Genomic DNA, 2132 nt, shown 5'->3' with positions numbered 1-2132 from the left:
GATCTGCACAGTGTGCGGGTGATTCCGTCGCGTGGTGCTTGGCTGGAGTTCGATGTCGACAAGCGCGACACCGTCGGTGTGCGCATCGACCGCAAGCGTCGTCAGCCGGTCACCGTGCTGCTGAAGGCGCTGGGTTGGACCACCGAGGAGATCGTCGAGCGTTTCGGCTTCTCCGAGATCATGATGTCGACCCTGGAGAAGGACAACACCGCCGGTCAGGACGAGGCGTTGCTGGACATCTACCGCAAGCTGCGTCCGGGCGAGCCGCCGACCAAGGAGTCCGCGCAGACCCTGCTGGAGAACCTGTTCTTCAAGGAGAAGCGCTACGACCTCGCGCGCGTGGGTCGCTACAAGATCAACAAGAAGCTGGGCATCCACCTCGGCGAGCCGATCACCGCATCGGTGCTCACCAAGGAAGACATCGTCGCCACGATCGAGTACCTGGTGCGTCTGCACGCCGGTGATCGGGCGATGACCGCGCCCGGCGGCGAAGAGGTGCCGGTCGAGGTCGACGATATCGACCACTTCGGCAACCGTCGCCTGCGCACCGTCGGCGAGCTGATCCAGAACCAGATCCGGGTCGGTCTGTCGCGTATGGAGCGCGTGGTTCGCGAGCGGATGACCACCCAGGACGTCGAGGCGATCACGCCGCAGACCCTGATCAACATCCGTCCCGTCGTGGCCGCGATCAAGGAGTTCTTCGGAACCTCGCAGCTGTCGCAGTTCATGGACCAGAACAACCCGCTCTCGGGTCTGACCCACAAGCGTCGCCTCTCGGCGCTTGGTCCGGGTGGTCTGTCCCGTGAGCGCGCCGGTCTGGAAGTCCGTGACGTGCACACCTCGCACTACGGCCGCATGTGCCCGATCGAGACCCCGGAAGGCCCGAACATCGGCCTGATCGGTTCGCTGTCGGTGTACGCGCGGGTCAACCCGTTCGGTTTCATCGAGACGCCGTACCGCAAGGTGGTCGACGGCGTGGTCACCGATGAGGTCAAGTACCTCACCGCCGACGAAGAGGACCGCCACGTTCGTGCGCAGGCCAATTCGCCGGTCGACGCCGATGGCCGCTTCATCGAGGAGCGCGTGCTCTGCCGCCGGGGCAACGACGAGAACGAACTCGTCCCCGCCTCCGAGGTCGACTACATGGACGTCTCGCCGCGTCAGATGGTTTCGGTCGCGACCGCGATGATTCCGTTCCTCGAGCACGACGACGCCAACCGTGCCCTCATGGGTGCGAACATGCAGCGTCAGGCCGTTCCGCTGATCCGTTCCGAGTCCCCGATCGTGGGTACCGGTATGGAGCTGCGCGCCGCGGTCGACGCCGGTGACGTCGTGGTCAACGAGAAGTCCGGTGTGGTGGAAGAGGTTTCGGCCGATTACGTCACCGTGATGGCCGATGACGGCACCCGCAAGAGCTACCGGATGCGCAAGTTCGCGCGCTCGAACCAGGGCACCTGTGCGAACCAGCGTCCGATCGTCGACGAGGGTCAGCGGGTCGAGTCCGGTCAGGTGCTGGCCGACGGTCCGTGCACCGAGAACGGTGAGATGGCGCTCGGCAAGAACCTGCTCGTGGCGATCATGCCGTGGGAAGGCCACAACTACGAGGACGCGATCATCCTGTCGCAGCGCCTCGTGGAAGAGGATGTGCTGACCTCGATCCACATCGAGGAGCACGAGATCGATGCCCGCGACACCAAGCTCGGCGCCGAGGAGATCACCCGGGATATCCCGAACGTCTCCGACGAGGTCCTCGCGGACCTGGACGAGCGCGGCATCGTGCGCATCGGCGCCGAGGTGCGCGACGGCGACATCCTGGTCGGCAAGGTCACCCCGAAGGGTGAAACCGAGCTGACTCCGGAGGAGCGGCTGCTGCGCGCGATCTTCGGTGAGAAGGCGCGCGAGGTGCGCGACACCTCGCTGAAGGTGCCGCACGGTGAGTCCGGCAAGGTCATCGGCATCCGGGTGTTCTCGCGCGAGGACGACGACGATCTGCCGCCCGGCGTCAATGAGCTGGTGCGCGTGTACGTGGCGCAGAAGCGCAAGATCCAGGACGGCGATAAGCTCGCCGGTCGCCACGGCAACAAGGGTGTTATCGGCAAGATCCTCGCGACCGAGGACATGCCGTTCATGCC

The 2132-nt window shown here is 65.2% G+C and carries 1 protein-coding gene; it reads left to right on the top strand.

Annotation, left to right across the window (positions count from 1 at the left end; translation table 11 throughout):
• Positions 1-2132, top strand: a 2132-nt coding sequence (gene rpoB / locus ACWEO2_RS44220; protein ID WP_452410864.1) for a DNA-directed RNA polymerase subunit beta, incomplete at both ends; no start/stop codon positions are given.

It is taken from the genome of Nocardia sp. NPDC004278, from assembly GCF_053602975.1.
Note: the sequence above shows the minus strand (reverse complement) of the source record. Positions and strands in the feature narration are given on the sequence as shown.